General features: G+C 55.5%; 21 protein-coding genes and 7 tRNA genes. 24 read left to right on the top strand and 4 right to left on the bottom strand.

Annotated elements, in window-relative coordinates; genetic code table 11:
- The first annotated feature begins 67 nt into the window (after positions 1–67).
- From ybfE to fur, 3 genes are all read left to right on the top strand, one after another.
- Entirely contained in the window at positions 68–343 is a 276-nt protein-coding gene (gene ybfE / locus D8B20_RS05220) for a LexA regulated protein (RefSeq protein ID WP_145887764.1), read from the top strand.
- Positions 344–480: 137 nt separating this feature from the next.
- Positions 481–1,011, top strand: a complete 531-nt coding sequence (gene fldA, locus D8B20_RS05215) for a flavodoxin FldA (RefSeq protein ID WP_145887762.1) — start codon at positions 481–483, stop codon at positions 1,009–1,011.
- 352 nt (positions 1,012–1,363) lie between these two features.
- Positions 1,364–1,813 (top strand): ferric iron uptake transcriptional regulator, encoded by a 450-nt coding sequence (gene fur / locus D8B20_RS05210; protein ID WP_007890672.1) that lies wholly within the window; start codon positions 1,364–1,366, stop codon positions 1,811–1,813.
- A gap of 59 nt (positions 1,814–1,872) precedes the next feature.
- On the opposite strand, the gene D8B20_RS05205 is transcribed toward fur, so the two are convergent.
- The 3 genes from D8B20_RS05205 to nagE form a co-directional block, all read right to left on the bottom strand.
- The gene (locus tag D8B20_RS05205; protein WP_145887760.1) at positions 1,873–2,268 is read right to left on the bottom strand and encodes a hypothetical protein; all 396 of its coding nucleotides are present in this window, start codon (positions 2,266–2,268) and stop codon (positions 1,873–1,875) included.
- 237 nt (positions 2,269–2,505) lie between these two features.
- Positions 2,506–4,173, bottom strand: coding sequence for a glutamine--tRNA ligase (gene glnS / locus D8B20_RS05200; protein ID WP_145887757.1), 1,668 nt, complete (start codon positions 4,171–4,173; stop codon positions 2,506–2,508).
- A gap of 150 nt (positions 4,174–4,323) precedes the next feature.
- Positions 4,324–6,354: an N-acetylglucosamine-specific PTS transporter subunit IIBC gene (gene nagE / locus D8B20_RS05195; protein ID WP_145890410.1), complete on the bottom strand. Its 2,031-nt coding sequence runs from the start codon at positions 6,352–6,354 to the stop codon at positions 4,324–4,326.
- Between the two features lie 341 nt (positions 6,355–6,695).
- Here nagE and nagB point away from each other — a divergent pair, with 341 nt between their 5' ends.
- From nagB to D8B20_RS05135, 12 genes are all read left to right on the top strand, one after another.
- Positions 6,696–7,496: a glucosamine-6-phosphate deaminase gene (gene nagB / locus D8B20_RS05190; RefSeq protein ID WP_145887755.1), complete on the top strand. Its 801-nt coding sequence runs from the start codon at positions 6,696–6,698 to the stop codon at positions 7,494–7,496.
- 58 nt (positions 7,497–7,554) lie between these two features.
- Positions 7,555–8,703: an N-acetylglucosamine-6-phosphate deacetylase gene (nagA, locus tag D8B20_RS05185; RefSeq protein ID WP_145887753.1), complete on the top strand. Its 1,149-nt coding sequence runs from the start codon at positions 7,555–7,557 to the stop codon at positions 8,701–8,703.
- A 7-nt stretch (positions 8,704–8,710) separates the two neighbouring features.
- The gene (gene nagC, locus D8B20_RS05180; protein WP_145887751.1) at positions 8,711–9,931 is read left to right on the top strand and encodes a DNA-binding transcriptional regulator NagC; all 1,221 of its coding nucleotides are present in this window, start codon (positions 8,711–8,713) and stop codon (positions 9,929–9,931) included.
- A gap of 38 nt (positions 9,932–9,969) precedes the next feature.
- Entirely contained in the window at positions 9,970–10,722 is a 753-nt protein-coding gene (locus D8B20_RS05175) for an HAD-IIA family hydrolase (RefSeq protein WP_145887750.1), read from the top strand.
- A 330-nt stretch (positions 10,723–11,052) separates the two neighbouring features.
- On the top strand, positions 11,053–12,720 hold the full coding sequence (gene asnB / locus D8B20_RS05170; protein WP_145887749.1) for an asparagine synthase B: 1,668 nt from the start codon (positions 11,053–11,055) through the stop codon (positions 12,718–12,720).
- A 216-nt stretch (positions 12,721–12,936) separates the two neighbouring features.
- A tRNA-Met gene (locus tag D8B20_RS05165) sits at positions 12,937–13,013 on the top strand.
- An 8-nt stretch (positions 13,014–13,021) separates the two neighbouring features.
- Positions 13,022–13,106: transfer RNA gene (locus D8B20_RS05160), tRNA-Leu, on the top strand.
- 21 nt (positions 13,107–13,127) lie between these two features.
- A tRNA-Gln gene (locus D8B20_RS05155) sits at positions 13,128–13,202 on the top strand.
- Positions 13,203–13,236: 34 nt separating this feature from the next.
- A tRNA-Gln gene (locus tag D8B20_RS05150) sits at positions 13,237–13,311 on the top strand.
- A gap of 32 nt (positions 13,312–13,343) precedes the next feature.
- Positions 13,344–13,420 (top strand) — tRNA-Met (locus D8B20_RS05145).
- Positions 13,421–13,426: 6 nt separating this feature from the next.
- Positions 13,427–13,501 (top strand) — tRNA-Gln (locus D8B20_RS05140).
- 28 nt (positions 13,502–13,529) lie between these two features.
- Positions 13,530–13,604, top strand: a tRNA-Gln gene (locus tag D8B20_RS05135).
- A 119-nt stretch (positions 13,605–13,723) separates the two neighbouring features.
- On the opposite strand, the gene ubiF is transcribed toward D8B20_RS05135, so the two are convergent.
- A complete protein-coding gene (gene ubiF / locus D8B20_RS05130) occupies positions 13,724–14,896 on the bottom strand; it encodes a 3-demethoxyubiquinol 3-hydroxylase (protein WP_145887747.1) in 1,173 nt (390 codons plus the stop codon).
- Between the two features lie 264 nt (positions 14,897–15,160).
- Here ubiF and miaB point away from each other — a divergent pair, with 264 nt between their 5' ends.
- The 9 genes from miaB to D8B20_RS05085 all read left to right on the top strand — a co-directional run bounded on the left by miaB (position 15,161) and on the right by D8B20_RS05085 (position 24,453).
- Positions 15,161–16,585 carry a tRNA (N6-isopentenyl adenosine(37)-C2)-methylthiotransferase MiaB gene (gene miaB, locus D8B20_RS05125; protein ID WP_145887745.1) on the top strand — a complete coding sequence of 475 codons (1,425 nt, stop codon included), beginning with the start codon at positions 15,161–15,163 and terminating at the stop codon, positions 16,583–16,585.
- A 202-nt stretch (positions 16,586–16,787) separates the two neighbouring features.
- Positions 16,788–17,861: a PhoH family protein gene (locus D8B20_RS05120; protein ID WP_145887743.1), complete on the top strand. Its 1,074-nt coding sequence runs from the start codon at positions 16,788–16,790 to the stop codon at positions 17,859–17,861.
- Positions 17,858–18,331 (top strand): rRNA maturation RNase YbeY, encoded by a 474-nt coding sequence (gene ybeY / locus D8B20_RS05115; protein WP_145887741.1) that lies wholly within the window; start codon positions 17,858–17,860, stop codon positions 18,329–18,331. The genes D8B20_RS05120 and ybeY overlap by 4 nt, the downstream gene beginning before the upstream one ends.
- A gap of 78 nt (positions 18,332–18,409) precedes the next feature.
- Positions 18,410–19,291, top strand: a complete 882-nt coding sequence (corC, locus tag D8B20_RS05110; RefSeq protein WP_145887739.1) for a CNNM family magnesium/cobalt transport protein CorC — start codon at positions 18,410–18,412, stop codon at positions 19,289–19,291.
- A 3-nt stretch (positions 19,292–19,294) separates the two neighbouring features.
- Positions 19,295–20,821, top strand: coding sequence for an apolipoprotein N-acyltransferase (gene lnt / locus D8B20_RS05105; RefSeq protein WP_145887737.1), 1,527 nt, complete (start codon positions 19,295–19,297; stop codon positions 20,819–20,821).
- 432 nt (positions 20,822–21,253) lie between these two features.
- Positions 21,254–22,147: an amino acid ABC transporter substrate-binding protein gene (locus D8B20_RS05100; RefSeq protein ID WP_145887735.1), complete on the top strand. Its 894-nt coding sequence runs from the start codon at positions 21,254–21,256 to the stop codon at positions 22,145–22,147.
- A gap of 162 nt (positions 22,148–22,309) precedes the next feature.
- Complete coding sequence (locus D8B20_RS05095) at positions 22,310–23,050, top strand: amino acid ABC transporter permease (RefSeq protein ID WP_145887733.1); 741 nt, start codon at positions 22,310–22,312, stop codon at positions 23,048–23,050.
- Positions 23,050–23,727 (top strand): glutamate/aspartate ABC transporter permease GltK, encoded by a 678-nt coding sequence (gene gltK / locus D8B20_RS05090; protein WP_145887731.1) that lies wholly within the window; start codon positions 23,050–23,052, stop codon positions 23,725–23,727. The genes D8B20_RS05095 and gltK overlap by 1 nt, the downstream gene beginning before the upstream one ends.
- A complete protein-coding gene (locus tag D8B20_RS05085; protein ID WP_145887730.1) occupies positions 23,728–24,453 on the top strand; it encodes an amino acid ABC transporter ATP-binding protein in 726 nt (241 codons plus the stop codon).
- Positions 24,454–24,693 lie beyond the last annotated feature (240 nt).

Below are 24,693 nucleotides of genomic sequence, written 5' to 3'. Positions count from 1 at the left end.
TCAGGCCAATAATGAATTAATCGCGCAGCGCCTTTGCGCCGTTCGCGCCCACGCAGTTTCACAAATCATGGCAAAAGAACAGACAGACCGTACCACGCTCGATCTCTTCGCCGACGAGCGGCGTCCTGGTCGCCCGAAAACCAGTCCGCTGTCACGTGACGAACAGCTGCGCATCAATAAGCGCAACCAGCTGAAACGCGATAAAGTGCGCGGGCTTCGTCGCGTCGAGCTGAAAATGTCCGGCGAAGCGGTGGACGCGCTCAACAGTCTGGCGGAACAGCAGAACATCAGCCGCAGCGAATTGATTGAACAAATGCTGCTGGCCCAGCTCAAACTGTCGTGACGCGCGCAGACCGCACGCAGGAACACACCGCCAGCGCTTTATACGTTCCGCGCTTTTCACCGGTCTGCTATCATTCGCATAACTGTGCAGTTTACTGACTTACTTTCACAATCAGGATTTAAGAGGTTACTTAACCCATGGCAATCGTAGGCATTTTCTTCGGCAGCGATACCGGCAACACTGAAAACATTGCAAAAATGATCCAGAAACAACTGGGTAAAGATGTCGCCGAAGTGCATGACATTGCCAAGAGCACCAAAGAAGATCTCGAGGCATTCGATATTCTGCTGCTGGGTATTCCAACCTGGTATTACGGCGAAGCGCAGTGCGACTGGGATGATTTCTTCCCGACGCTGGAAGAGATCGATTTCAACGGTAAGCTGGTGGCGCTGTTTGGCTGTGGCGATCAGGAAGACTACGCCGAATATTTCTGTGACGCGATGGGCACCATCCGTGACATCATCGAGCCGAACGGTGCGGTGATTGTGGGGCACTGGCCGACTGAAGGCTATCATTTTGAGGCTTCCAAAGGCCTGGCCGATGATAACCACTTCCTGGGTCTGGCGATCGACGAAGATCGTCAGCCTGAGCTGACCAACGCGCGCGTCGATAAATGGGTGAAGCAGATTTTCGACGAGCTGCAGCTGAAAGAGATCATTGAAGCCTGATGATCCCTGCCTCCCGATGTGGGCGCTGGCTCACATTGGGACAATGGAATTTCCTATAAAAATAATAGCTACGGTTTTTTAACTTTTACCCGCAATTCTGTAGAATACCCGCAACGGTCATCCGCTTATTCCTCTGTCATCTGATTGAGGCTGAGTGAAATGAAACGCCGATCGTCACGATCCCACTGACGTCAGTGATACCCTCACCTGAAACCCTGAGGGATTGCCTGCTTCGGTCAGTTTTCATTTCACTGCCTGAGTCCTATAATGAGACGCAAATGAGAATGCGCTGATCACACATTCAAGGCCTTTGCGCCGTAAGTAACCAGCAAAGTAACAGGACACTATCCGCATGACTGACAACAACTCCGCATTGAAGAAGGCTGGCCTGAAAGTCACGCTGCCCAGACTGAAGATTCTGGAAGTGCTTCAGGGACCTGGACCAGAGTCCCATCATGTCAGTGCGGAAGATTTGTACAAGCGCCTGATCGACATGGGCGAAGAGATTGGTCTGGCGACGGTTTATCGCGTACTCAACCAGTTTGACGACGCGGGTATCGTGACCCGTCACAACTTCGAAGGCGGTAAATCCGTTTTTGAACTGACTCAGCAGCACCACCACGATCACCTGATCTGCCTGGACTGCGGCAAAGTGATCGAGTTCAGCGATGAATCCATCGAAACGCGTCAGCGTGAGATCGCTACCCGCCACGGGATTAAGCTCAGCAACCACAGCCTGTACCTTTATGGTCACTGTGCGCTGGGAGACTGCCGCGAAGACGACACGCTCCACGACAAATAAGAAATGTGCTATGCAGTATAAAAAAACCGGTGCTTTCACCGGTTTTTTTATGGCTGTGATCAGGCGATCAGCGTTTCCTGCAGATAGCGCCAGCGGGGAATTGCCGTGCTGCAATCCAGCACGGCCAGCGAGATGCGGCTCTGATTATTGCCATTCATCATCTGCAGTTCACGATACTGAATGGTCACCTCTTCGCGCTGTTCGGAGATGATCGCGTGCTCGCTGGTGGCGATGCGCATCCCTTCGCGCTGACCGTGCAGTTGACGGAACAGCACTTCGGTATCATTCAGATCGAGTTGTTTACCCTGCGGCGTGACCATTTTGAATTCAGGATGAAAATGCGACAGCAGCAGTTCCATGCTGTCATCACTGCCTTGCGCCTGATTAAAAATACGTTCGATAAGCTGATGTAAAACCACCACGCTGTGTTTGGCTTCCTGAGCGAGACTTGTCATTTTTTTTCCTGTAATTACCCGCAGAGCGTCGTCCGAGAGCGCATAGCCTACCTGAAAAAAAACTTTTCACACGGGTAAATGGTTTAAAATTATTAAAGTCAGAAAAGTCGTAACACCGGGCTGGCGGGGCAATTTGGGGTTGTACAGCATAAAGCATTGGCCCAGGAGAATCCGGGATAATAAAAAAGGGCGATTGCTCGCCCTGACATGATCATATCGTGTGACGCAACCGGCCGCTTACTCGCCAGTTTTTGCCCAGGTGTCACGTAAACCCACGGTACGGTTAAATACCAGCGCAGAAGGCTGCGAATAGACGCTGTCGGCACAGAAGTAGCCTTCACGTTCAAACTGGTACGGCGCGGTCGCCGCGGCTTCACGCAGGCCGGGTTCCACAAAGCCCTGTTTGATCTCCAGCGAATTCGGGTTAATGGTGGTGAGGAAGTCCTCTGCCGCCCCCGGATTCGGGACGCTGAACAGCCGATCGTAAAGACGGAACTCTGCCGGCAGCGCATGAATGGCGGACACCCAGTGGATCACGCCTTTCACTTTACGGCCATCAGCCGGATCTTTGCTCAGGGTCTCCACATCGCAGGTGGCATAGATGCAGGTGATGTTACCCGCTTCATCTTTTGCAATGCGTTCAGCGCGAATGACATACGCGTTGCGCAGGCGCACTTCTTTGCCCAGCACCAGGCGTTTGTACTGCTTGTTAGCCTCTTCGCGGAAATCTGCGCGATCGATCCAGAGTTCACGGCTGAAGGGTACGTCGCGCGAGCCCATCTCCGGTTTGTTCGGATGGTTAGGCATTGTGATGATCTTTTCATGCCCTGCCGGCAGGTTTTCAATCACCACTTTCAGCGGATCCAGCACCGCCATGGCACGCGGCGCATTCTCGTTGAGATCGTCACGAATACAGGATTCGAGTGACGCCATCTCCACGATGTTGTCCTGTTTGGTCACGCCGATACGGCGGCAGAATTCACGGATGGAGGCTGCCGTGTAGCCGCGACGACGCAGGCCGGAAACCGTCAGCATGCGCGGATCATCCCAGCCTTCCACGATTTTTTCACTGACCAGCTGCGTCAGCTTGCGCTTCGACATCACGGCATATTCCAGATTCAGGCGCGAGAACTCGTACTGACGCGGATGCACCGGAATGGAAATGTTGTCCAGCACCCAGTCGTACAGGCGACGGTTGTCCTGGAACTCCAGCGTACACAGTGAATGGGTAATGCCTTCAATCGCATCGGAAATGCAGTGCGTGAAGTCATACATCGGATAGATGCACCATTTGTTGCCGGTCTGATGATGCTCGGCAAATTTAATGCGGTACAGCACCGGGTCACGCATAACGATAAAGCTTGACGCCATATCGATCTTCGCGCGCAGACAGGCCTTGCCCTCTTCGAAGCCGCCATCGCGCATCTTCTGGAACAGCGCCAGGTTCTCTTCCACGCTGCGGTCGCGGTAGGGGCTGTTTTTGCCCGGCGCCGTCAGGGTGCCGCGATATTCGCGAATCTGCTCAGGCGAGAGTTCATCAACGTACGCCAGCCCTTTGTTGATCAGCTCCACCGCATAGTTGAACAGTTGGTCGAAGTAGTCTGAGGAGTAACGAATGTTGCCGCTCCACTCAAAGCCCAGCCATTGCACATCCTTCTTGATCGACTCAACAAACTCCATGTCTTCTTTGACCGGGTTGGTGTCGTCGAAACGCAGGTTGCACTCGCCCTGATAATCCTGTGCGATGCCGAAGTTCAGGCAGATTGATTTCGCATGGCCAATATGCAGATAACCATTGGGCTCAGGCGGGAAACGGGTATGCACAGTACTGTGCTTACCGCTCGCCAAATCTTCGTCGATGATCTGACGAATAAAGTTCGTTGGGCGGGCTTCAGCCTCACTCATCTCAAAATCCTCAAAACAATAGCGGGTGATAAATACCACGAAGTAACGGAGTATGATCCACAAAGCGCCGAAGGGAAACAACCGTTTGTTGGCGGTTTAAAACAAAAAAGGCAGGAATCGCTTCCTGCCTTTTCGCTGCGTCAGTCAGCGTTAGTTTTTCACTTCATACAGCGGTGTGACGCCTGCCACGACGGAACCGCCTGCCAGCAGAGTAAGGCCGGCGAAATCGTCGCTGTTGCTAACGACGACCGGGCTGATCATCGAGCGTGCGCTGGCGTTGAGAAACGCCAGATCCATCTCCAGCACCGGTTGTCCGGCCGTCACGGTCGCGCCCTCTTCAATCAGGCGCGTAAAGCCTTTACCTTCCAGCGCCACCGTATCAAGGCCCATGTGCACCACGATCTCGACGCCGTTTTCCGTTTCCAGGCAGAACGCATGGTTGGTGCTGAAGATCTTCACCACCGTGCCCGCAGCCGGCGCAACCACGGTGCTGCCGGTCGGTTTAATGGCTAAACCTTCCCCCACCGCTTTGCTGGCAAAGGCTTCATCCGGCACGTTTTCCAGCGCAACCACCTCACCGGAAACCGGGGCCAGCAACGTTGCCACCACCTGAGTCCCGCTGTTCATCACCGCCTGAGGCTGCGCCGTTGCCGCCGGGACCGGTGCGGCTGCCGCCGATGCCGCCGCTGCGACCGGTCCTTTTGTCAGAACGGCTTTCATCGCTGAAGCAATGCTCTCCGCCTGGGTACCAACAATAATCTGTACGCTCTGCTTGTTCAGACGAATGACGCCCGACGCTCCCAGGCGCTTCGCCACTCCCTCATTCACCTGTGCAGAGTCTTTCACGTTCAGACGCAGACGGGTGATGCAGGCATCAATGGCCGTCAGGTTTTCGGAGCCGCCCACCGCGCCAATGTAGCGACGCGCCAGCGATTCGGTCTGGCTTTCGCCGTTGTCACTGTGATCAACATTAACGTCATAACCGTCCGTTTCATCGCCCGCAGCCAGTTCACGGCCCGGGGTCAGCAGGTTAAATTTACGGATGGTGAAGCGGAATACCACATAGTAGAGCACAAAGAAGACCAGCCCCTGCGGAATCAGCATCCACCAGTGCACGGCGAGCGGGTTGCGCGACGACAGCACCATGTCCACCAGACCGGCGCTAAAGCCAAACCCGGCGATCCACTGCATGCTGGCGGCAATAAACACGGAAATACCGGTCAGTACCGCGTGAATCACATACAGTACCGGTGCCACAAACATAAAGGAGAATTCCAGCGGCTCGGTAATACCGGTAAAGAAGGCCGCGAAGGCCGCGGCCAGCATAATACTGCCCACTTTTACGCGGTTCTCCGGACGGGCGCAGTGGTAAATCGCCAGCGCCGCCCCCGGCAGGCCAAACATCATGATCGGGAAGAAACCTGCCTGATAACGACCGGTGATGCCCGGAATGCCGGAGCCGTTGGCAATAGACTGCGCGCCACCGAGGAATTTCGGAATATCGTTGATACCCGCGACATCAAACCAGAAAACGGAGTTCAGCGCGTGGTGCAGACCCACCGGAATCAGCAATCGGTTAAAGAAGGCGTAGATGCCTGCACCCACCGAGCCCAGTTTCTGGATATGTTCACCGAAGCTGACCAGACCGCCGAAAATCACCGGCCAGACGTACATCAGAATGAACGCCACCACGATCATCAGGAAGGAAACAAGGATGGGTACCAGGCGACGTCCGCTGAAGAAGGAGAGTGCTTTAGGCAGTTCTACGTGGCTGAAACGGTTATACATTTCAGCAGACAGGATCCCAACCATAATGCCGACAAACTGGTTTTCGATCTTGCCAAACGCCGCCGGCACCTGCTCTACCGGGATTTTCTGAATCATGGCAACCGCAGCCGGCGAGCAAAGCGTGGTAACGACAAGGAAACCAACAAAGCCGGTCAGCGCCGCCGCACCGTCTTTGTCTTTGGACATACCATAAGCCACACCAATGGCGAACAGCACAGCCATGTGATCGATGATGGCGGAGCCGGATTTGATCAAGAGCGCCGCCAGCGCATTACCCGCGCCCCAGCTGTCAGGATCGATCCAGTAACCTACCCCCATCAGGATTGCCGCTGCCGGCAGGGTTGCCACCGGCACCATAAGCGCGCGGCCAACCTTTTGCAGATATCCTAAAATACTCACCTTATTCTCCCCCTATGAGACTGGCGTTTTTGCCGTGATGCAGGTTGGTTTTATTATCCCGACATCCGGTACCGTTTTGACGCATTCACCACGAGGCGCAGTGTAAAGATAAATTAATTCGCCTCGCAAATTAAAACCATAAAAACTGTGACTCTAATCACCAAAATGGACGTTTATGACCGCGAAATGCTGGTCACCACCACAAACTTATTTTATGATAAAAAATATCAGGCCATGCTTTTCCCTGCCCGTGCTGGCATAAACCGGTTACCCTTACAGGCAACCGCTGCAGCGGAAATCATGACCCCTACTCCAATCTTAACTGAGGTGAAGACATGAGACTGATCCCTTTGGCCACACCTTCTCAGGTGGGTAAATGGGCTGCACGCCATATTGTTAACCGCATTAACGCCTTCAACCCCGGCCCCGATCGTCCTTTTGTACTGGGTCTGCCTACCGGCGGTACGCCACTGGAAGCTTACAAGCACCTGATTGAGATGCACAAAGCGGGCCAGGTCAGTTTCCGGCATGTGGTGACCTTCAATATGGACGAATATGTGGGCCTGCCAAAAGAGCATCCGGAAAGCTATCACAGTTTTATGTATCGCAACTTTTTCGATCACGTTGATATTCAACCAGAAAATATCAATCTTCTGAATGGCAATGCCGAAGATATTGACGCAGAATGTCGCCAGTACGAAGAGAAGATTCGCGCGCTGGGTAAAATTCACCTGTTTATGGGCGGCGTGGGCAACGACGGGCACATCGCGTTCAACGAACCGGCTTCTTCCCTCTCTTCCCGCACCCGCATTAAAACCCTGACGCACGATACCCGCGTAGCGAACTCGCGTTTCTTTGACGGTGATGTAAATCAGGTGCCGAAATATGCGCTGACAGTGGGCGTGGGCACGCTGCTGGACGCTGAAGAGGTGATGATTCTGGTTACCGGTCATGTTAAAGCACAGGCGTTGCAGGCGGCGGTAGAGGGCAACGTTAACCACATGTGGACTATCAGCTGTCTGCAGCTGCATCCAAAAGCCGTGGTGGTGTGCGATGAGCCCGCCACCATGGAACTGAAAGTGAAAACCGTGAAATATTTCCGCGAAATGGAAGCGGAAAATATGAAGGGTGTGTAAGAGCACGTTGTAAAAATCGGCTGCCTGCGGGCAGCGGATTCAGCCGGGAGAAAAAACGATGTATGCATTAGTTAACGGCCGGATTTTTACCGGTGACGAAGTTCTGGATAATCATGTTGTCGTGATTGACGGAGGGGTGATTGCGCGTGTCTGTCCGCGTGAGGCACTGGAGAGCGCAATCCCGCAGCAGGACATGGCAGGTGCCTTCATTGCTCCCGGTTTTATTGACCTGCAGCTGAATGGCTGCGGCGGTGTGCAGTTCAATGATGATCTCGCTGCGCTGAGTATTGAAACGCTGGAAACCATGCAGCGCGCCAACGTGAAATCGGGCTGTACCAGCTTTCTGCCGACGCTGATCACCAGTTCTGACGCGCTGATGAAGCGTGCCGTCGAGACCATGCGCGCCTATCTGGCGAAACATCAGCATCAGGCGCTGGGCCTGCATCTGGAAGGCCCATGGCTGAATAAAGCGAAAAAAGGCACGCACAATCCCGAGCTGATTCGTCTGCCCGATCCGGCGCTGGTGAACTTCCTCTGTGACAATGCGGATGTGATTACCAAAGTGACACTGGCCCCGGAACAAGCGGGTGGTGACGTGATCCGTCAACTGTGTGACGCCGGTATCATCGTGTCTGCCGGCCACTCCAACGCCACCTTTAACGAGGCCAAAGCAGGCATACGTGCTGGCGTGTCGTTCGCCACCCACCTTTACAACGCCATGGCGGCGTTCAGCGGGCGCGAGCCGGGCCTGATCGGTGCGCTGTTTGATTCGCCTGATGTATACTGCGGCATCATTGCGGACGGTTTACATGTCAATTACGCTAACGTGCGCAATGCGAAACGGATTAAAGGAGACAAACTGGTGCTGGTGACCGATGCCACCGCGCCGGCAGGTGCTTCGATTGATCAATTCATTTTTGCAGGTAAAACAATATACTATCGCGATGGCCTTTGCGTTGACGAAAACGGTACCCTGAGCGGATCTGCGCTGACCATGATTGAAGCGGTGCAGAACAGCGTTGAACACTGTGGTATCGCCTTGGATGAAGCCTTGCGCATGGCAACGCTCTACCCGGCAAGGGCAATGGGGGTGGACAAGCAGTTTGGTTCGGTGACTGCAGGAAAAGTCGCTAACCTGACTGTGTTTACCCGCGATTATCAAATCACTAAGACGTTCGTCAACGGAGAGAACGTCCTCAGCGAGTAAGTACTGAATGACCACTGGCGGCCAGACTCAAATAGGAAATGTCGATCTTGTCAAACAACTCAACAGCGCAGCCGTTTACCGGCTGATAGATCAACAGGGGCCGATTTCGCGCATTCAGATCGCCGAACTCAGCCAGCTTGCGCCCGCCAGCGTCACGAAAATTACCCGCCAGCTTATTGAGCGCGGCCTGATCAAAGAGGTGGAGCAGCAGGCGTCCACCGGCGGGCGCCGCGCAATTTCCATCATCACCGAAACCCGCCATTTCCATACCATCGGCGTGCGCCTCGGACGCAACGACGCCACCCTGACCCTGTTTGATCTGAGTGGCAGGTCGCTGGCGCAGGCGGATTTCCCGCTGCCGGAGCGCACTCAGGAGACGCTGGAAAATGCGCTCTTTACGGCCATCGCCACCTTTATGACCGCCCAGCAGCGCAAAATTCACGAGCTGATTGCCATCGCGGTGATACTGCCAGGCCTGGTGGATCCGATTAACGGCATTATTCGCTATATGCCGCATATCGCGGTCAGTCACTGGCCGCTGGTGGCCAGCCTGCAAAAACGTTTTAACGTCACCAGTTTTGTCGGACACGATATTCGCAGCCTGGCGCTGGCGGAGCACTATTTCGGGGCAAGCCGCGACTGTGCAGACTCCATTCTGGTGCGCTTACACCGTGGAACCGGCGCGGGCATCATCGCCAATGGCCATATTTTCCTCGGCAGTAACGGCAACGTTGGTGAAATCGGCCATATCCAGGTCGATCCGCTCGGGGAGCGCTGCCACTGCGGTAATTTTGGCTGCCTGGAAACCATTGCTGCCAATGGCGCGATTGAAAACCGCGTCCGCCATCTGCTGAATCAGGGCTACCCCAGCAGCCTGACGCTGGATGATTGCCTGATGCCGCAAATCTGCCGCGCGGCAAACCAGGGCGATGCACTGGCCTGTGAGGTGATTGAGTATGTCGGGCGTTATCTCGGCAAAGCCATCGCGATTGCTATCAATCTGTTCAACCCGCAGAAAGTGGTGCTGGCCGGCGAAATCACCGAAGCGGATAAGATTCTGTTCCCGGCCATTGAGGGCTGCATTAATACGCAGGCGCTGAATGCGTTCCGTAAAAATCTGCCGGTGGTGCGGTCAGAACTGGATCATCGCTCAGCCATTGGCGCCTTCGCACTGGCTAAACGCGCTATGCTCAATGGCATCCTGCTTCAGCATTTGCTGGAAGAATAATGATAAGCCTGCCCTGCAGGCCCGACCGGATATTCTCTATGACCATTAAAAGCGTAATCTGTGACATTGACGGCGTGCTGATGCACGACAATACCGCCGTAAAAGGCGCTAACGAATTTCTGCAGCGCATCCTGGAAAAAGAGATGCCGCTGGTAGTGCTGACCAACTATCCCTCGCAGACGGCGCAGGATCTGGCAAACCGTTTCGCGAACGCGGGCGTGGAGATACCGGATTCGGTGTTTTATACCTCCGCGATGGCCACCGCGGATTTTTTGCGCCGTCAGGAAGGGAAGAAAGCCTATGTGATTGGTGAAGGTGCCCTCATCCACGAACTCTACAAAGCCGGCTTTACCATTACCGATGTCAATCCGGATTTTGTGATTGTCGGTGAAACCCGCTCGTTTAACTGGGACATGATGCATAAGGCGGCCTTCTTCGTGGCCAACGGCGCGCGCTTTATCGCCACCAATCCGGATACCCACGCCCGCGGCTTTGTGCCCGCCTGCGGTGCCCTGTGTGCGGGCATTGAAACCATCTCCGGTCGTAAACCGTTTTATGTGGGCAAACCCAGCCCGTACATTATGCGCGCCGCCCTTAACAAAATGCATGCCCACTCCGAAGACACGGTGATTGTCGGGGACAATCTGCGCACGGATATCCTTGCAGGCTTCCAGGCCGGTCTGGAAACCATTCTGGTGCTGTCCGGCGTCTCTACGCTGAGCGACATTGACGCTATGCCCTTCCGCCCGGACTGGATTTACCCTTCTGTCGCTGATATCGATCTGTTCTGAGTTCCTTTTTCTCTGCGCGACTCAGAGCCCTGCTGCCGCATCACGCCAGCAGGGCTTTTATTTTTCTGCGCTGTGCCGCTGCTTTCCCTGCCTGATAATTGCCTGCAAAATAATCTTACACGCCAGTTAATTAGATACCATCTAATATTAAGGCGAATTTATTGAATGAAATTCAATTTTAATACCATGACAACACTCTTTTTATCAGTAATGCGCGATTTTGCTTGCGCTTCCCCTGCCTGTTAGCGCATTTTCTTATACATCACGCAGCGCAGGCTGCCGGACAAACGCAGAAATTACATCGCCGCACGGCGAGATCAGGAGTCAGTTATGTGTTCGATTTTTGGTGTGCTGGATCTGAAAACCGATCCTGTTGAGCTGCGCAAAAAAGCGCTGGAGTGTTCCCGCCTGATGCGTCACCGCGGCCCGGACTGGTCGGGTGTCTATGCTGATGAGCATGCCATTCTGGTGCATGAACGTCTCTCCATCGTTGATGTCAACAACGGCGCCCAGCCGCTGTACAACGCAGATCACACCCACGTACTGGCTGTGAATGGCGAAATTTACAACCACCAGGCGCTGCGCGCGGAGCTGAGCGACCGCTATGCGTTTCAGACCGGTTCCGACTGTGAAGTCATTCTGGCGCTGTATCAGGAAAAGGGGCTGGATTTCCTTGATGACCTGCAGGGCATGTTTGCCTTTATCCTGTGGGACAGCGTGAAGCAGCAATACCTGATTGGCCGCGACCACATCGGCATTATTCCGCTTTATATGGGTAACGACGAGCATGGCAACCTGTTCGTGGCGTCGGAGATGAAAGCGCTGGTGCCGGTATGCCGCACCATTAAAGAATTCCCGCCGGGAAGCTTCCTCTCCAGCACGGACGGTGAGATCCGTCGCTACTGGCAGCGTGACTGGATGGATTTTGCGGCAGTTGCCCGCAACACCACCGATGCCGCAGGCCTGAAGCATGCGCTGGAAGAGTCCGTGAAGAGCCATCTGATGTCTGACGTGCCCTATGGCGTGCTGCTCTCTGGCGGTCTTGACTCCTCTATCATCTCTGCCGTGACCAAGCGCTTTGCTGCGAAGCGGGTAGAAGATGCCGATCAGAGCGATGCCTGGTGGCCGCAACTGCACTCCTTTGCCGTGGGCCTTGAAGGCTCGCCGGATCTGAAAGCGGCGAAAGCGGTGGCCGATCACCTCGGCACCGTGCATCACGAAATCCACTTCACCGTACAGGAAGGGCTGGATGCGATTCGCGATGTGATTTACCACATCGAAACCTATGACGTGACGACGATTCGCGCCTCCACGCCGATGTACCTGATGTCGCGCAAGATCAAAGCAATGGGCATCAAAATGGTGCTGTCGGGTGAAGGCGCAGATGAAGTGTTCGGCGGCTATCTCTACTTCCATAAAGCGCCGAACGCGCAGGAGTTCCACGAAGAAAACGTGCGTAAGCTGCTGGCGCTGCATATGTTCGACTGCGCACGCGCCAACAAAGCGATGTCGGCCTGGGGCGTGGAAGCACGCGTGCCGTTCCTGGACAAAAAGTTCCTTGATGTGGCTATGCGCCTCAACCCGGCAGATAAAATGTGTGGCAGCAACGGCAAAATGGAGAAACACATTCTGCGTGAATGCTTCTCCTCTTACCTGCCGGAGAGCGTGGCATGGCGTCAGAAAGAGCAGTTCTCTGATGGAGTAGGCTATAGCTGGATCGACACGCTGAAAGAGGTCGCGGCAAAACAAATTAGCGATCAGCAGCTGGCAACCGCACATTTCCGCTTCCCGCACAATACACCGACATCAAAAGAGGCGTACCTGTACCGCGAGATCTTTGAAGAGCTGTTCCCGCTGCCAAGCGCAGCCGAATGCGTGCCAGGCGGTCCGTCTGTTGCCTGCTCTTCGGCAAAAGCGATCGAATGGGATGAGGCGTTCAAATCCATGGACGATCCTTCCGGCCGTGCTGTGGGCGTGCATCAGTCCGCGTACAAATAAGCATTTTCTTTCAGGTAATAAGGGGCCAGAACCGGCCCCGATCTCAGGCTAACGTCGCAGATAGCGGCGGAAATTGCCGAATAAATCATCAGCCTGGTTATAAGCCAGACAAACAGGCGCGCGAAGGCAAAAAACGGCAAAAAATGTGTTGACGCTCTTAAGCTCAATACGCATAATGCGCCCCGCAACGCCGATGAAGGTAACGCGAAAAAAGATGGCTACGTAGCTCAGTTGGTTAGAGCACATCACTCATAATGATGGGGTCACAGGTTCGATTCCCGTCGTAGCCACCATCTTTTTTGCGGGAGTGGCGAAATTGGTAGACGCACCAGATTTAGGTTCTGGCGCCGCAAGGTGTGCGAGTTCAAGTCTCGCCTCCCGCACCATTTCAGTCTTCGGCAGCCGGATGGGGTATCGCCAAGCGGTAAGGCACCGGTTTTTGATACCGGCATTCCCTGGTTCGAATCCAGGTACCCCAGCCAATCCGATGAACTCTCGTGGATACGAGTCGACAGATGGGATATCGCCAAGCGGTAAGGCACCGGTTTTTGATACCGGCATTCCCTGGTTCGAATCCAGGTATCCCAGCCATCATCGGGCGCAGCAGTAAAGCAGTACAATCTGGCTACGTAGCTCAGTCGGTTAGAGCACATCACTCATAATGATGGGGTCACAGGTTCGATTCCCGTCGTAGCCACCAAACAATTGGGGTGTCGCCAAGCGGTAAGGCAGTGGATTCTGATTCCACCATTCCGGGGTTCGAATCCCTGCACCCCAGCCATACAAAGACAATTTGACCAAACACCTATTGGGGTGTCGCCAAGCGGTAAGGCACCGGATTCTGATTCCGGCATTCCGGGGTTCGAATCCCTGCACCCCAGCCAAATTGCACAACAGGCCCGCTTTTGCGGGCTTTGTTGTTTTTGTCGTCTGGAAAATCCGGCCCCCCTTCGCGGCCGCAACGTGGAACGGTCGCGAAGGGGTTTGCCGGGGCCGATCAGGCTTACAGGCCGAGCGCGTAACGCAGCGCTTTACGCTTCAGTACACCGGCATTTTCCGCCGCCATCAGCCCCAGGTTGCGGGCAATACGCAGCGGTGGCAGCGTATTGCTGAAGGCAAAGTAGAACAGATCCATACCGCCCTGCATCAGCAGGTTATCTTTGTAACGCTGACGATGATAGCGCTGCAGCACCGGCAGGGATGACCACAGACTGGCCTGGCTACGGGCTTCCACCAGCGTATCAATGAGCGCATCCACGTCACGATAGCCCAGATTTACGCCCTGCCCGGCCAGCGGATTGATGGTATGTGCGGCATCGCCCACCAGCGCCAGTCCAGGCAGTACGTAGCGGGTCGCATGACGCCGTACCAGCGGAAACGAGGCAGCGGCCTTCACCTGAACGTGCCCGACGCGCGCCGGAAACGTCTCCTGAATCGCTTTTTCCAGTTGGCTGTGCGGCAGATTTTGCAGTTGGCGAATCCGCGCGGGTGCGTCGTACCACACCAGCGAAGCGTGGCGGTCAAACAGCGGCAGAAAGGCGCGCGGGCCGGCCGGAGTAAACTGTTGCCAGGTGGTATCGCCTGCGTCCTGCTCCCGCTCCACGCTGATAAGCATACAGGACTGCGCATAGTGCCAGCCGCGTACGCCGATGCCTGCCAGCTGGCGCACGCGTGAGCTGGCGCCATCCGCGCCGACCACTAAGCGGGCAGTAAGCGTAGTGCCGGTGTCCAGTGTGATACGCCAGCCGTCCTGCTGTGATTGCAGCGCCTGCAGGCTGGCCGGGCACAGCAGCGTAACGCCATCCGCCTGCATCTTCTCCCACAGCGCGCGTTGCAGCACGCTGTTCTCTACCATATACCCCAGTTCCGGTAAGCCAAGCGATGCCGCATCAAAGCTGACGTGTGCGCTCTCCCACTCCCAGGTTTCCAGCTTGCGGTACGGTGCACAGCGCATCGCCATCACACGCGGCCAGACCTCAAGCTGCTTCAGCAGCGCGACCGAAGATGCCCCGATCGCAGAGATACGTATATCGGGAGACTGACTGGCATCAAATGCTGCCGGTTCCGCCCGCTCAATGACCGCCACGCGAAACTGCTGCTGCGCCAGTCCACAGGCCAGCGCTGCACCTACCATGCCACCGCCTGAAATCACCACATCAAAATCGGTATCCTGCATCGACTCTTATCCTTCTGTTTGCCACCTCACCGGCGGGCTTCACGCTTATCCGCAAAGTGTACCGGAAATTCCGCCAGCAGACAGAAAAGCCCGGCTATTCAGACTGCCACTGCCGAACAGAGCGGCCGCTGCAGGATGAGGCGCCTGCACCCGGCAGTCAGCATCCGGGATGTGCGAAGTATGACGGGTACGCTGGTCACATCCGCGTCAAAGCATTACAATACGCGCCCTGCACTTCTCTGCTCAGAATCAATGGCTAGTTCAATGACCAAAAAACTGCATATTAAAACCTGGGGCTGTCAGATGAATGAATATGATTCATCAAAGATGGCTGACCTCCTGAACAGCACGCACGGCTATACCCTGACGGAGGAAGCCGAAGAGGCAGACGTTCTGCTGCTGAATACCTGCTCTATTCGTGAAAAAGCGCAGGAGAAGGTGTTCCATTTGCTGGGTCGCTGGAAAAAGCTGAAGGCAAAAAACCCGGATCTGATTATTGGTGTTGGCGGTTGTGTGGCCTCGCAGGAAGGCGACAAAATCCGTCAGCGCGCGCAGTGTGTCGACATCGTGTTTGGCCCGCAAACCCTGCATCGCCTGCCGGAGATGATCAACACTGTACGCGGCAGTAAAAGCCCGGTGGTGGATGTCAGCTTCCCGGAGATTGAGAAGTTTGATCGCCTGCCTGAACCACGCGCGGAAGGCCCGACGGCGTTCGTCTCCATCATGGAAGGCTGCAACAAATACTGCACCTTCTGCGTGGTGCCTTACACCCGCGGTGAGGAAGTGAGCCGCCCGTGCGATGATATTCTGCTGGAAATTGCCCAGCTCGCCGCGCAGGGCGTACGCGAGGTCAACCTGCTTGGCCAGAACGTGAACGCCTATCGCGGTGCGACCTTTGACGATCAGATTTGCACCTTTGCTGAGCTGCTGCGCCTGGTCGCGGCCATTGACGGCATTGACCGCATTCGCTTTACCACCAGCCACCCGATTGAGTTCACGGATGACATCATTGATGTGTATCGCGATACGCCGGAGCTGGTGAGCTTCCTGCATCTGCCGGTGCAGAGCGGCGCCGATCGTATCCTGACACTGATGAAGCGCGCGCATACCGCGCTGGAATACAAAGCGATTATCCGTAAGCTGCTGGCCGCACGTCCGAATATTCAGATCAGCTCGGACTTCATCATTGGCTTCCCGGGCGAAACCCAGCAGGATTTCGAGCAGACCATGAAGCTGATTGGTGAAGTTAACTTCGATACCAGCTTCAGCTTTATCTACTCTGCCCGTCCGGGCACGCCGGCGGCCGATCTGCCGGATGACGTACCGGAAGAGGAGAAAAAGCAGCGCCTGTATATCCTGCAGGATCGCATCAACCAGCAGGCGATGGCGTGGAGCCGCCGTATGCTGGGTACAGTGCAGCGCATTCTGGTCGAGGGCACTTCGCGTAAGAACATCATGGAACTGACCGGGCGTACTGAAAATAACCGCGTGGTTAACTTCGAAGGCACGGCGGACATGATCGGTAAATTCGTCGATGTGGAAATCGTGGATGTTTATACCAATTCGCTGCGCGGTGTTGTAGTGCGTACCGAAGCGGAAATGGGCCTGCGCGTGGCGCAAAGTCCGGCCTCTGTGATTGCGCGGACGCGCAAAGAGGATGAAATCGGCGTTGGTATGTACCAGCCTTGATGCCCCGATTGCTGAGCGACAGCGCACAATGCGCTGTCGCCTGTTTCACCCCGCAGCGCTTGCTTTCTGCAACTGCCGCCCAAATATCACTTCATAAGCTTGCGCCCGGGCGTTGCCCCATAAATAATTCCGTAATGATGCACGCGTTCATGCTGCATCTGACATATTTTTCAACTGGCCCTGTGTGACCCAAAGGATTCATTTGAATATCGAAACTCGTGAAATCGCCCTTGAACCGGCGGACAACCGCCGCCTGATGAGCCTGTGCGGTCCGTTTGATGACAATGTGAAGCAGCTGGAACGCCGCCTGGGCATTGAAATTAATCGCCGTGACAACCTGTTTAAGCTGGTAGGTCGTGTGCAGAGCGTAGAGGCTGCGGCCAGCATTCTGCGCGATCTCTATGTCGACACCGCGCCTGTGCGCGGAAATATTCCGGATATTGAGCCGGATCAGATTCATCTGGCCATCAAAGAGAGCCGCGTGCTGGAGCAGACAGCCGACAGCGTGCCGGAATACGGCAAAGCGGTAAACATCAAGACCAAACGTGGCGTGATCAAACCACGTACGCCGAACCAGGCACAGTACATCGCCAATATTCTCGATCATGACATTACCTTTGGCATCGGCCCGGCCGGTACCGGTAAAACTTATCTGGCGGTGGCCGCAGCGGTTGATGCGCTGGAGCGCCAGGAGATCCGACGTATCCTGCTGACGCGCCCGGCAGTAGAAGCCGGTGAGAAACTGGGCTTCCTGCCCGGCGATCTCAGCCAGAAAGTGGATCCTTACCTGCGCCCGCTGTACGACGCGCTGTTTGAGATGCTGGGCTTTGAGCGCGTTGAGAAGCTGATGGAGCGCAACGTCATTGAGGTGGCACCGCTGGCATATATGCGCGGCCGTACGCTGAACGATGCTTTTGTGATTCTGGATGAGAGCCAGAACACCACCATCGAGCAGATGAAAATGTTTCTGACGCGTATCGGCTTTAACTCCAAAGCGGTCATTACCGGTGACGTGACGCAGATTGACCTGCCGCGCAGCACCAAATCCGGCCTGCGGCACGCGATTGAAGTGCTGTCGGAGGTTGATGAAATCAGTTTCAACTTCTTCCATAGCGAAGACGTTGTACGTCACCCGGTTGTGGCACGCATCGTTAATGCGTATGAAGCCTGGGAAGAGGCCGATCAGAAACGCCGCGATAAGCTGGCGGAAGAGCGCAAGCGTGAAGCGCAGGCTGCCCAGACGGCTGCTGCCCCGGCTGCGCAGGAGCCATCATGAGTGGCATCATTCTGGATTTGCAGCAGGCCTGTGCTGATGCGCACGGCCTGCCGGAAGAGGCCGCATTCCAGCGCTGGCTGGAAGCGGCAGTTACGCCATTTCAGCCGGAAAGCGAAGTCACCATCCGCCTGGTCGACGAAGCAGAGAGCCATGAACTGAACCTGACGTATCGCGGTAAAGATAAGCCCACTAACGTGCTGTCGTTTCCGTTTGAAGCGCCGCCGGGCATTGAACTGCCGCTGCTGGGCGATTTGATTATTTGTCGTCAGGTGGTTGAGCAGGAAGCAGCAGAGCAAGGTAAAACCGTGGAGGCGCACTGGGCGCACATGGTGGTACATGGCACGCTACACCTGCTGGGTTACGATCATATTGAAGATGACGAAGCAGAGGAGATGGAGGCGCTGGAGACCGAGATAATGCTTGCTCTTGGTTATCCCGATCCGTACATTTCCGAGAAAGAAGACGCCTGAGCCTGGGCTCAGAACCTTACGCTGCTGGCGCGGATGCCAGCAGCTTTCCCTGATTCGAGAGAACGAAATAAAAACGCCATGAGCGACGACCATTCGCAGAACAACGACGCACCCGGTAGTAAAAAGGGATTTTTCTCCCTGCTGATCAACCAGCTTTTTCACGGTGAACCGAAAAACCGTGACGAACTGCTGGGGCTGATCCGCGATTCTGAGCAAAAAGAGCTGATCGACCAGGACACCCGCGACATGCTGGAAGGGGTGCTGGATATTGCCGAACAGCGCGTGCGCGACATCATGATCCCCCGCTCCCAGATGATTACCCTGAAGCGCAACCAGACGCTGGAAGAGTGCCTTGCGGTGATCATTGAATCCGCCCACTCACGCTTCCCGGTGATCAGCGAAGACAAAGATCATGTGGAAGGGATTCTGATGGCGAAAGATCTGCTGCCGTTTATGAGCAGCAGCGCAGAGCCATTCAGCATGGATAAAGTGCTGCGCCCTGCTGTCGTTGTGCCGGAAAGTAAACGTGTGGATCGCATGCTCAAAGAGTTTCGTTCCCAGCGTTACCACATGGCGATTGTGATTGATGAATTCGGCGGCGTTTCCGGTCTGGTGACCATTGAAGATATTCTCGAACTGATTGTGGGTGAGATTGAAGACGAATATGACGATGAAGAAGATCGCGATATCCGTCAGCTGAACCGCCATACCTATACGGTGCGCGCGCTGACGCCAATTGAAGACTTCAACGACGTTTTCGGCACCGGCTTCAGTGACGATGAGGTGGATACCATCGGTGGCCTGGTGATGCAGGGCTTCGGCCACCTGCCTGCACGCGGGGAAAGCATTGACATAGATGGTTACCAGTTCAAAGTCGCGATGGCTGACAGCCGTCGTATTATTCAGGTGCATGTAAAAATCCCGGAAGACTCTCCGCAACCGCAACTCGAAGACGAATAATCTATGGCTTTCGCCTCTCTCTGGCCGCAGCAGCGGGTTCGCCTGCTGCTGGCGTTGATTTCGGGTGCCGCTGGCACCCTTTCCTTTTCTCCCTATGATTTCTGGCCGGCCGCGCTGCTTTCCCTGGCCGGCCTGCAGCTGCTGTTGCTGGACCGTCGTCCGGCACAGGCTGCGGCGCTGGGTTTCGCCTGGGGCTTTGGCCTGTTTGGCAGCGGCGTTAACTGGGTCTATGTCAGCATCGCCACTTTTGGCGGCATGCCGGGACCGGTTAACGTTTTCCTGGTGCTGCTGCTGGCCGCTTACCTGGCGCTCTATCCGCTGCTGTTTGCGGTGATCCTCAACCGCTTCTGGCCGCGCGCGACGCTGTGGCGGCTGGCGCTGGCGGCGCCCGCGCTGTGGCAGGTGACTGAATTCCTGCGCGGCTGGGTGCTGACCGGCTTCCCGTGGTTGCAGTTTGGCTACAGTCAGATCAATGGTCCGCTGAAAGGCATTGCGCCGCTGGCTGGCGTAGAAACCATTACGTTCCTGCTGATGGTCATCAGTGGCCTGCTGGTGCACGCGCTTTATCAGCGTACGGTCAAAAGCCTGATGGCCGCTGCCGCACTGCTGCTGCTGCCGTGGCCGCTGCGTATGCTGCAGTGGTATCAGCCGCTGCCGCAGCGCAGCGTTGAGATCGCCATGGTGCAGGGCAATATTCCGCAATCCATGAAATGGGATCCGCAACAGCTGCTGAACACGCTGCGCGTCTATACCGCCTACAGCCAGCCCTATATGGGGAAAGCGCCCATCATTATCTGGCCGGAATCGGCCATCACCGATCTGGAAAGCAATCAGCAGCCGTTCCTGCATGCGCTGGACGCGGAACTGCGCGCGCGCGGCAGTACGCTGATTACCGGTATCGTTGATTCGCGCGTGGAGCGTGACAACCGCTATCACGATTACAACTCGGTCATTGTGCTGGGCGGTGAGCAGCCCTACAGCTACCAGAGTCAGAATCGCTATCAGAAAAACCATCTGGTGCCATTTGGCGAGTTTGTGCCGCTGGAAGATCTGCTGCGTCCGCTGGCGCCGTTCTTCGATCTGCCAATGTCTTCGTTCAGTCGCGGTGCCTACATCCAGCCGCAGCTGAAGGTGGCGGGTTACGATCTGACTACGGCTATCTGCTATGAGATTGTGCTGGGCGAGCAGGTTCGGGCTAACTTCAGGTCAGATACAGACTTTCTGCTCACCGTCTCCAATGATGCCTGGTTTGGTCACTCGATTGGTCCGTGGCAGCACTTCCAGATGGCGCGAATGCGCGCGCTGGAGCTGGGCCGTCCGCTGTTGCGCGCGACCAACAACGGCGTAACCGCGGTGGTCAATGCTAACGGCGAGATTGAAAAAGAGATTCCTCAGTTCAGTCGCGAGGTATTGAGCGCGCGCGTGACTCCCACCAGCGGGATAACGCCCTACGCACGCGCCGGCATCTGGCCGGTGTGGCTGCTGACGCTGGCAGGCATGGTAGCGGGCATTTTACGCCGCCGCGCCTGATCCTTGTCTCTGCTGTAAGGCGAAGCGCTGGCTTCGCCTTTTTACTGCGCATTTCCCCTCCCTTCTCCCCTGCTTTACCCGCTTTTCTGCTGTGTCCTGCAAAGCCATCCATGCTGGCACGATCATTGCTATTTATTTCAGTGAGTTTAATCAGCAGCGCGTGTTGTCAGCGTAATGCCATGTTCGCGCACTATTATCTGGCATCGATGCGCACCGTAATTGCGCAGAGGCCTTTTTTTGCCTCTTATTGGTGCGGAGCGGCTCGCAAAAAACGAACTTTTTTGTTTCATTGCGTTAACAATTCGCTATGTTAATCACTATCCTGCGCGCAGTTGCGCCAAAGGATAATTAAAAAAGCAGCAGGAAATACACACAACATCACCCTCTGCGCAGTTTTTGTTCTGCGCGACATTCACACGAAGGAGTTGGAACATGCAGATACGCAAAGTGGCCTTATCGCTTCTGCTGTTAGGCACAGCGGCAGGTGCGGCCCAGGCGGAAGATCTCACGGGTACCCTGAAAAAAATTAACGACAGCGGTGTTATTGTCGTCGGGCATCGTGAGTCATCAGTTCCCTTTTCTTACTATGATAACCAGCAGAAAGTGGTGGGCTACTCGCAGGATTATTCCAACGCTATCGTGGCCGCTATCAAAGCGAAGCTGAACAAGCCCGATCTGCAGGTCAAAATGCTGCCGATCACCTCTCAGAACCGTATTCCGCTGTTACAGAACGGCACTTACGATTATGAATGTGGCTCGACCACCAATAACGCAGAACGCCAGCAGCAGGCGGCATTCTCCGACAGCATTTTCATCATCGGCACCCGTCTGCTGGTGAAAAAAGGCAGCGACATTAAAGACTTCAGCGATCTGAAGGGCAAAACCGTCGTGGTCACTTCCGGCACCACCTCAGAAATTCTGCTGCGCAAGCTGAATGATGATAAGAAGCTGGATATGCGTATCATCAGCGCCAAAGATCACGGTGATTCCTTCCGCACGCTGGAAACCGGTCGCGCGGTGGCGTTTATGATGGATGACGCCCTGCTGGCGGGTGAGCGGGCCAAAGCGAAAAACCCGGACAACTGGGATATCGTCGGCACACCGCAGTCAAAAGAGGCCTATGGCTGCATGCTGCGTAAGGAAGATCCGCAGTTTAAACAGCTGATGGATGACACCATCGCCAAAGCGCAGACCTCGGGTGAAGCCACGAAGTGGTTCGACAAATGGTTCAAGCAGCCGATTCCACCGAAGAATCTGAACCTGAACTTTGACCTCTCTGCGGATATGCAGGCGCTGTTTAAAGCGCCGAACGATAAAGCACTCTGAATTAACAACGACAACAAGGGCAGTGCTGCTGCCCTCTCGATTGCTGAACATGCGGTGCGGACAGACAGACTGTAACGGGTCGTTCCCCCGGCGCAGGACACAAGACACCGCTCAACAATCTTATGGGTAGCCTCGCTACCCTATTTTTTACCGGAGCTCGTTATGGGTATCGACTGGAACTGGGGCATCTTTTTACAGCAGGCTCCGTTCGGCAATACGACTTACCTTGGCTGGCTGTGGTCCGGATTTCAGGTGACGTTAGCCGTCTCCTGCTGCGCCTGGATTATCGCCTTCCTCGTAGGATCCTTCTTTGGCATTCTGCGTACCGTGCCCCATCGCGGGCTGGCCGCCATTGGCACCTGCTATGTGGAGCTGTTTCGTAATATTCCCCTGATTGTGCAGTTCTTTTTCTGGTATCTGGTGGCACCGGAGCTGGTGGGAGAGAAACTCGGCATGTGGTTTAAGGCTGAGCTGGATCCCAATATCCAGTTTTTCCTGTCGTCGATGATTTGTCTGGGTCTGTTCACCGCCGCCCGCGTCTGTGAACAGGTGCGTGCAGCCATTCAGTCGCTGCCACGCGGTCAGAAAAATGCCGGTCTGGCGATGGGCCTGACCCTGCCGCAGACCTACCGCTATGTACTGCTGCCCAATGCCTATCGCGTGATTGTGCCACCCATGACCTCAGAAATGCTGAACCTGGTGAAGAACTCGGCGATTGCCTCAACCATCGGACTGGTTGATCTGGCCGCGCAGGCGGGCAAATTGCTGGATTATTCGGCGCACGCTTATGAATCCTTTACCGCGATTACCCTCGCCTACGTGGGGATTAACCTGGTGATCATGCTGGTGATGAGTCTGCTGGAACGCAAAATCCGCCTGCCCGGCAACCTGGGAGGCAAATAATGTACAGTTTTGACTGGAGTTCCATTCCTCCCAGCCTGCCCTACCTGCTGAACGGCATGGTGGTGACGCTGAAGATTACGGCTGTGGCCGTAGTATTCGGGATTATCTGGGGCACGATTCTGGCGGTGATGCGGTTGTCGCCCATCGCACCGGTGCGCTGGTTTGCCCGGCTATACGTCAACCTGTTCCGCTCCGTGCCGCTGGTAATGGTGCTGCTGTGGTTCTATCTGGTGGTGCCCAGCCTGCTGCAGAAAGGACTGGGTCTGTCGCCAAAAACCGATATCCGCCTGATTTCAGCAATGGTGGCCTTTGCGCTGTTTGAAGCGGCCTACTATTCAGAGATTATCCGCGCCGGTATCCAGAGTATTTCCCGCGGGCAGGCAAATGCCGCGCTGGCGCTGGGTATGACGCAGTGGCAATCCATGAAGCTGATTATTCTGCCCCAGGCGTTTCGTGCCATGGTGCCGCTGCTGCTGACGCAGGGCATTGTTCTGTTCCAGGACACCTCGCTGGTGTATGTCCTGAGCCTGGCGGATTTCTTCCGTACCGCGTCAACCATCGGTGAGCGTGACGGGACCCAGGTAGAAATGATTCTGTTTGCCGGTCTGGTCTATTTTGTGATCAGCCTGAGCGCTTCGCTGCTGGTTAGCTATCTGAAAAGAAAAAGGACGGTTTAAATGATTAGCCTGAAAAATGTTTCTAAGTGGTATGGGCACTTTCAGGTGCTGACCGACTGCTCCACCGAGGTGAAAAAAGGTGAAGTGGTGGTGGTCTGCGGCCCGTCCGGTTCAGGGAAATCGACGCTGATCAAAACCGTTAACGGGCTGGAACCGGTACAGCAGGGCAGCATTCAGGTCAACGGCACCGAAGTGAACAACCGGAAGACCAATCTTGCCCAGCTGCGCAGTAAAGTGGGCATGGTGTTCCAGCACTTTGAGCTGTTTCCGCATCTGAGCATCATCGATAACCTGGTTCTGGCGCAGGTTAAAGTGCTGAAGCGTGATAAAACCGCCGCGCGCGACAAAGGGCTGGCGCTGCTCAGGCGTGTAGGCCTGGCGGCGCATGCAGAGAAGTTTCCAGGCCAGCTGTCGGGCGGCCAGCAGCAGCGTGTCGCTATTGCGCGTGCGCTGTGCATGGATCCGATCGCCATGCTGTTTGACGAACCCACCTCGGCGCTTGATCCGGAGATGATCAATGAAGTACTGGATGTGATGGTCGAGCTGGCTAATGAGGGGATGACGATGATGGTGGTGACGCACGAGATGGGCTTTGCGCGCAAGGTGGCAAACCGCGTCATCTTTATGGACGAAGGGAAAATTATCGAAGACACCAATAAAGATGACTTCTTTAATCATCCGCAGTCCGATCGCGCCAAAGATTTTCTTGCCAAGATCCTGCATTAATCGGCGCAGCCACACGCGCGCTGTTTTGCACCCTGCGCTATAAGTAAAAGCCGCCCGCGGGCGGCTTTTTTATACTCTGCGCCCCGAAACACACCGGCCTGCCGGATGATTCTTCCGCGTTATACATGACGGCTTAACCCGATCAGAGAACAGGTTAAGCCTCCCGGCACGGCAAGCGCCCTCTGCCTGCGGTCTCCTGCCGCATGACGACCGGCTTCGCTCCCCCGTGCGCTGCCTGCT

The sequence above is a fragment of the Candidatus Pantoea soli genome, assembly GCF_007833795.1.
In the GTDB taxonomy this organism is placed as follows: Bacteria; Pseudomonadota; Gammaproteobacteria; order Enterobacterales; family Enterobacteriaceae; genus Pantoea; species Pantoea soli.
The sequence above is the reverse complement of the archived record's forward strand: the minus strand, read 5'-3'. Positions and strand labels throughout refer to the sequence as shown.